The organism is Methylobacter svalbardensis (genome assembly GCF_037671525.1).
GTDB lineage: Bacteria > Pseudomonadota > Gammaproteobacteria > Methylococcales > Methylomonadaceae > Methylobacter_A > Methylobacter_A svalbardensis.
Genome location: NZ_JAWPOH010000012.1, coordinates 72993 through 80358, shown reverse-complemented (window position 1 = coordinate 80358; position 7366 = coordinate 72993). Strand labels below are relative to the sequence as shown.

The 7366-nt window shown below is 44.5% G+C and carries 6 protein-coding genes; all 6 read right to left on the bottom strand.

Annotated elements, in window-relative coordinates:
- Positions 1-1567 precede the first annotated feature (1567 nt).
- The gene (locus tag RW114_RS07175) at positions 1568-2818 is read right to left on the bottom strand and encodes a hypothetical protein (RefSeq protein WP_340122058.1); all 1251 of its coding nucleotides are present in this window, start codon (positions 2816-2818) and stop codon (positions 1568-1570) included.
- 425 nt (positions 2819-3243) lie between these two features.
- Entirely contained in the window at positions 3244-4380 is a 1137-nt protein-coding gene (rffA, locus tag RW114_RS07170; RefSeq protein WP_340122057.1) for a dTDP-4-amino-4,6-dideoxygalactose transaminase, read from the bottom strand.
- 15 nt (positions 4381-4395) lie between these two features.
- Positions 4396-5157 (bottom strand): class I SAM-dependent methyltransferase, encoded by a 762-nt coding sequence (locus tag RW114_RS07165; protein WP_340122056.1) that lies wholly within the window; start codon positions 5155-5157, stop codon positions 4396-4398.
- Positions 5158-5172: 15 nt separating this feature from the next.
- Positions 5173-5544, bottom strand: a complete 372-nt coding sequence (locus RW114_RS07160) for a GtrA family protein (RefSeq protein WP_340122055.1) — start codon at positions 5542-5544, stop codon at positions 5173-5175.
- 13 nt (positions 5545-5557) lie between these two features.
- A complete protein-coding gene (locus RW114_RS07155) occupies positions 5558-6229 on the bottom strand; it encodes a GNAT family N-acetyltransferase (RefSeq protein ID WP_340122054.1) in 672 nt (223 codons plus the stop codon).
- A complete protein-coding gene (locus RW114_RS07150; protein WP_340122053.1) occupies positions 6207-7181 on the bottom strand; it encodes a glycosyltransferase family 2 protein in 975 nt (324 codons plus the stop codon). The genes RW114_RS07155 and RW114_RS07150 overlap by 23 nt, the downstream gene beginning before the upstream one ends.
- Positions 7182-7366: the final 185 nt, after the last annotated feature.

The window sequence follows — 7366 nt, the reverse complement described above, 5'->3', positions numbered from 1 at the left end:
CCTTCGATCAATTAGTTGCATTGGGCTATTAAACGTGTGGACGGGTTAAATAACCCGTCCAGCCGTCTTAAGTTGGCACATATGGGATTGCAACCCCGTCCGGAACCTAAAGCTTTTCTTATAACATGTTCTAGAGAAAAGTCTGATGATTTAATGCCATATCGTCAAAATTAAACCCAAGCGGGACGGGGTTTGCAACCCCGTCCCTAACGTTTATGCGATTCCTAAGCTAAAGAGTCACAATTAACCAACACAAAACGTTTCGGATAGGGCAACATGCTTATATGCGCCAATTGCCAACTTAATATCCAAATTTTTGAAATATAATGTATTTATGTCGCGGCATCCACCCCGGCCTCAACGTTTAAAGCCCCTTCGATCAATTAGTTGCATTGGGCTATTAAACGTGTGGACGGGTTAAATAACCCGTCCAGCCGTCTTAAGTTGGCACATATGGGATTGCAACCCCGTCCGGAACCTAAAGCTTTTCTTATAACATGTTCTAGAGAAAAGTCTGATGATTTAATGCCATATCGTCAAAATTAAACCTGATTAGCAAGAATCGTCAGTCAAACAAAAAAATTGTCATACCTAAAAATAAAGGCCGTTAAATAAAAACAGCGTCATACCTAAATATCGACAGCCAAACAAAAACAGCGTCATCCCGGCAGGGAATGCCGGGATCCAGCCGCCATGGATGGCAACCCTCAAATCACTAACCATTTTTTAGCTACATGAAACCATTTGTTGATCTATATTTTACATCCCTGTGTTCTGGATTCCGGCATTCCCTGCCGGAATGACGGCGATATAATATTAATGATAACCAGGCATGTTCATATAATGCCTCCCAAGCGGGACGGGGTTTATGCCATTTCTAAGGAATGAAAATTAAATAACATAAACATCAGCTTTCCATTTAATCCGGGACAGTTATTTAAAATTTGATGGCACTGATGTTATACCAATGTGGGAGCGATGCCCTCATCGCGACGAGGGCATCGCTCCCACATTGATTGCCGGCACTGGACACCCGCTTCCCAGTGAGTCTGACGAAACTTGGGCGCTCTACCGAGCTACGCAGATCGTCATCCCGGCAGGGAATGCCGGGATCCAGACGCCATGGATGGCAACCCTCAAATCACTAACCATTTTTTAGCTACATGAAACCATTTGTTGATCCATTTTCACATCCCTGTGTTCTGGATTCCGTCATTCCCTGCCGGAATGACGACAATGTGTGTGGATGTAAATACCTATGTTCGAATGGCTACAGGCCGAATATTCCGATGTGAATTCCTGACAAAAAAAATTAATATGTATACGTGAAAACCATCAGCTAAACGAAAACAGCGTCATACCGGCAGGGATTGCCGGTATCCAGACTACAGGGACGTGAGCTACGCAAACCAACCGTGGCAGCAGGCGGGAACAGATTTGCATTAACCCGAAGGGCATAAACATCTTGATCTATATTTCACATCCCTGTGTTCTGGATTCCGGCATTCCCTGCCGGAATGACGGCGATATAATATTAATAATAACCAGGCATGTTAATGCAATGCGCTTATTGTAAAATTTTATCCGCTGTAGAGTCGGATTGCTTTTGCAATTCCAGCTTGAGTTGATCGATAGACTGCTGCGACCATCGCCCCTTACGCACATGGATAACCGCAAACTCATTGGCATAGACCGGAATCCAGTCAGGATGCATATTAAAATAGGTGATGGCTGGGCTTTGGGCCGTTAAAAAAGTCCAAGTGACGTCATATTGCTTGAGCAAGGTTTCAAGCGGTTTTTCACCGCCGGCAAGCGACGAGGCTTCCATAATTGATTTAATAAAATCATCTTGATAAAGTTCGGCGCGGGAATCAATGAAGGTATCGAAGCCTTGGTAAATCAAAAAGCCCCCTACATTGTAGTCGTTAAACACCTTTCCAGGCAGTTCAGCCTGGCGGATGGTCGCTAGCATTGAATTGATCCTTTTGCTGAGCGGAAACTCAATGTCCTTGAACGCAAAGATATAAACCGAGCAACTCAACAGCGCCGAAATAATAAGAGCTTTGCCTAGCGTTGTAACGGGTAATAATGAAGCCAGGGTAAATTTGTTGTCCTGGCTAGCAGCATGCCAGTGTTTTGCAAGCGGCGCAGCTAATAATAAGGGCATCTGCAGAGACATCAAGTCAGATGCGTAACGGCAATGCTTTAACGACAGGTGGATTAAGCCGATTAAGAAAATTAATCTTAACAGAGGCATCTCCATTTTTTGGGTAAAGCCAAAAATGATAATAACCACAATCCAGAGTTCAAGAAACTGAAAAGTCTGGAAATTGGGAGAAAGCCACTCGCTAATGATACTCATCGAGTAGCTTTGGTCCGTCAGTTGAAGAGGAAGTAATACGCCATCTATTCCAAAGGGGGTTGCCATAAGGCATGCAATGGAAACGACTAGAAATATTGCCCATTGTTTAATCAGTACGGTTCGATTGATTGTTGGCGGCGCGGTTACTACCGATTCGAATGCAAAAAACAGGGCATAAACAATGCCAATTAAAAAACTGCCGTGGATGTTGGCCCATAAAATAAGTAGCAAAGCTTGATAAAGGGGAGGGGCTTTGTGTTGTTCGCTGGCTTTAAGCAATTGTACAAACCAGAAAGTCATGATCGGCAAAGCCAAAATGTGCGGGCGCGGCATTATATGAGTGGTTAACATCCCATAGGCCATCAGCATCAAGTATAAGGCGCGCATTGGGGGAAGCTTTTCCAACAAATACTTGAGCATAATTAAAATGCTTAGCGTGGTTGCAGCAACGCCCATCACAACCAGGCCAGGCCATCCTGCGACATTGAAGATCAAATGCATGATAACTTCGGACAGCCAGGAATGCGGCGTCCAGGGCGCATCGGCTTTGGTATGAGAAAAAATTCCCGTATCAGGAACCTTGAGATTGTTAACTATCCATTCGCCTACCCTAATATGCCAATAAGAGTCGTATTCGGTGTTAAAATAGACAGTGATAAGAAAGGTAAGGTAACCGATAATCAATAAAAAGAGCGTTCTTGTGCGTTGTATTTCATTCATGGGTTTTTAAAATGTTGAGACTAAATACGTCATATAAAGGAAATTGTAATTCGAAAGCATCAAAGAACCAGTTTCAATGTTCGATGTTACGAGTCAAAAATTATAATTAATAGGGGGGCTACAAGATGTTTCTGAAGTGATTGAAATCGGCACGATTAACATTAAATCAAGCAGGCTGTTAATTCATTGATGATTTTCTGTTGATGAACCTCGACACCCAGCCAAAGCGGCAAACGTAACAAGCAATTTGACGCCATACGGGTAACGGGAAGATCATCTGCCATACGTCCATGATTTTTTCCAAAAGGCGAATCGTGAAGTGGAACATAATGGAACACTGTATGTATGTCAGATGCCTTAAGTTGCTCAATGACATGGTTGCGAATTGTTAAATTGGGCAATAAAATATAATACATATGGGCATTTTTTTCACACTCAGGAGGAACAACAGGGCGACGCAACTTCCCGGATTTTTCTAGCGGCGCGAGGGCCTGATGAAAAACAGACCAGATTTCGCGCCGTTTTTGGGTTATTTGATCAGCTTCTTCGATCTGTGCGAAAAGGAACGCTGCAATAACTTCACCCGGCAAATACGATGAACCGATATCTATCCAAGTATATTTATCCACTTGTCCACGAAAAAACTGGCTGCGGTTTGTGCCTTTTTCCCAGATGATCTCAGCGCGCTCTACAAAGCGAACATCGTTTATCAACAAAGCACCGCCTTCACCAGAAATGATATTCTTGGTCTCGTGGAAGGAGTAGGTTCCCATGTGGCCTATGGAACCTAGTGGACGTCCTTTGTAGGTAGACATAATTCCTTGGGCGGCGTCCTCGATGACCAAAATATCGTAACGCTGGGCTATATCCATGATGGAGTCCATTTCGCAGGCTACTCCAGCATAATGTACCGGTATGATCGCTTTTGTTTTGGCGGTAATCGCTGCCTCAATTTTGGTTTCATCAATATTGAGGGTGTCCGGACGAATATCCACAAAAACTGGGATTCCTCCGCGCAGCACAAAGGCGTTGGCAGTTGAAACAAAGGTATAAGAAGGCATTATAACTTCATCGCCGGGCTGAATATTAGCCAGAATCGCCGCCATTTCCAGTGCAGCCGTGCAAGAATGAGTAAGTAATGCCTTTTGGGTTTTAGTCTGTACTTCAAGCCAAGATTGGCATTTTTTTGTAAAAATACCATTACCCGAAAGATGACCATTAGTATGTGCTTGCGCGATATACCAGAGTTCGCGACCTGTCATGTAGGGTTTGTTGAAAGGGATACTGATTACATTCATCTTTTATGCGTCCTTTTATATTATCATCGGTTTGCGGGCAACCAGCAATCTTGAGCCGCCCACGGGTAAGGCAACACCAACACGGATAAGTACCAATTCAAAATTTAGCAACCATTCAAAAAGTTTGTTAAGGATGGGATTTACACGCAATCCAGCCACATCATCCATGTTCATGTTCGTTTTGTTCTTTTGCAACAATCTGGATAGATACATTGCCGGCAGTAGCGTGCTAACAAATGAAGTGCTTCGAATGATCTCAAACCCCGCCCTACAAACTTTTTGATGTAGTTCATTGGCAGAATATCGCCGGACATGGCAGGCATATTCATCAACCGAGCTCCACAACCACCGATGTTGTGGAACAGTGATGAACACAATACCGTCGGATTTAAGTGCTTTGTAAATTTGTTGCAGGACGGTCTCATCATCTTCGATGTGTTCCAACACATCGAAGGCGCCGATTGCATCCAGTTCTGATTCATAAGGAATCTGTCTGGCATCCATTTGCGTGAATTCGGTGCCGGGCACACGCTGCCGAGCATACACCAATCCCTCTTCCAAATACTCGCTTCCTGATAACCTGGTCTCGGGAAACCGTTTTGATATGGCCGAAATCACAAACCCTGTTCCGCATCCGATCTCAAGGAAGGATTTCAGCTCCGGAGAATACTTGTGTAGTGCCCAAAGAATGAGCTTATTTCTGGCACGAAACCAAAAGTTTCCCGACTCTAATTCCGCCAGTTCTTTGAAATAGTGAGTTTTGAAACCGATATTCATATTCTTTCTGGTGCGCTATATTCTTTCGCGAAAAACGAAATATTTAAAGACGATAAAGAGAAACCCGGCGACGATTATTATCGCCACAGCCTGAACCCATTGATGGGCATAACCAAGGCGGTCAACAAAAGTAAAAAGGATTAGGAAATTGAGCAGATATCCAAATAAATGAGCCAGCACATAACGCAGAGCCGCACTGGAAGAGTCACCGCGATGTGCGAATGTCCATTTCTGATTGCCAACAAATCCGATGGATGCGCCGATAATATACACTAAAGTCATTGCTGATTTTGGTTCAACACCGAGATAGGTAAGGAGGAAGTAAACAAAATAAATTGCTGTATTACTAGCTACGCCTATCAAGCCATAACGAATTAGTTGGAGCATAGAAAGTAACTCATCACACCAAACGATGATAAATATCTTGCGGGTTATTGAAGGAAAAGCCGAGAGAAACATACAGATTAAGAGCAGCGAGATTGGTTGCGGAAATTGAGCTTTTCACTGTCTCGTTTCCATTGGCTAGCAGTTCGTTACATACGGAACTCCACCAGTATTTCGACAAACCCTTGCCACGGTATTTTTTCGCCAGCGCATGCAATACTAGGTTATTGCCACTATAGCCGATGAACCCTGCTAGTACGCCCTGCCAATATAAACCATAAACATGCTGTGCTTCAAGCAATTGCACCAGCCAGTTGTCGTAGCGCAGGTCGGCGGCGGCTCTTGGCAGATTGAAATCGCGATGAAAACGACCATGAGCAAATGCACCGTGGCAAATTGCCAGTGCCTGCTCTGTGTCGACCTCTTTGAGGATGATCGCGTCAGGATGCTGCGATGTGCGAAGCTGAGCCACATTACAATATGGTTCGATCAAAGTATCACAATAATAGAATCCACACTCGTGTAGCAGGCGTTTATCCGCCAATGGATCTATTTTAAGGGTGTGATGGCCCACAGTCTGTGAAGCCTGTTGCAGCGCAGCCGCCGAGTATTCTAGTAACTCCCAAGTGGGTATGCTGAACGCCGCCGTGTCCCACGGCGTGGGCTTAATCAGCGGCACCGGGTTCATCGAATGTTGCTCGTCTTATGATATACAGAGGCCGCTTTTTGCTTTCGTCGAAGGTCTTGCCAAGATAGATACCTAGAATGCCAAGGATGGAAATAATGATACCACCGATGAAATATAACGAAACAATCAGACTGCTCCAGCCTGGAATCGGTGAGCTGTAAAATAGCGCATACCCAAGAATGTATATTCCATAACAAAAAGAAATGAACGCCATCAGAAAGCCGAAACGTACAGCCAGCCGTAGCGGTTTGTCGGAGTGGGCGATGATGGTTTCGGTAGCCAGTTTCCACAGCTTTGCGAAGGTGTAGGTAGACTTACCTTCGAAACGCTCGTCGTGTACTACGTCAATGCTGGTAGTAGGGAAGCCCATCCACTGTATAAGTCCGCCAAAGAAACGTAGTTGCTCACCCATATGGCGGAAATTCACTACCACTTTGCGCGATATGATACGAAAATTACCGCTTTCTCCGTCGTATTTTATATCGGTCAGATAACTGAATATCTTGTAAAACAACCATGAAGTCATGCGTTTATGTAGCGGATCACATCGCATGCCGCGCCGCGCCAGCACAACGTCATAGCCCGTAAGTGCCTTGGCGTACAAGTGAGGAATTTCCTCGGGACGATCCTGTAGATCGCAATCCATCACTACCACCCAATCACCATGACAATGATTCAGTCCGGCGGTGATACCGTAATGCTGGCCGAAGTTGCGGCTGAACTGGATGCCGCGCACACGAGAATCCGCTGCAGCCAGTCGTTTGATTATCGGCCACGAGTTGTCGCCGCCGCAGTCCTCAACCAGTACAATTTCAAAATCTGGTGATATGCTTTCCAGCGTGACCCTTAAGCGGCCATAAAGTTCATCAAGGCAATCCTCAGCTTTGTACACAGGAATAACAACAGATAGGTGCGGGGAATTATTACCCATTTTTTTCGCCTGTTTGCTCATAAATATTTTGTAGTAGTATTGAAAGTAGACTCGATTGATTTTAAATTGAGCCAATTCTCAAGTCTTCTTGGTTGAATTCCTGATTACGTGTATCTTGGGTTCAGAAATCGCCAGATTGATAGTATTCTATAGGCTGCCTGGAATTTTCTGTAGATCAAGAGTACCTTGTAGTCTTATCCTAAAGT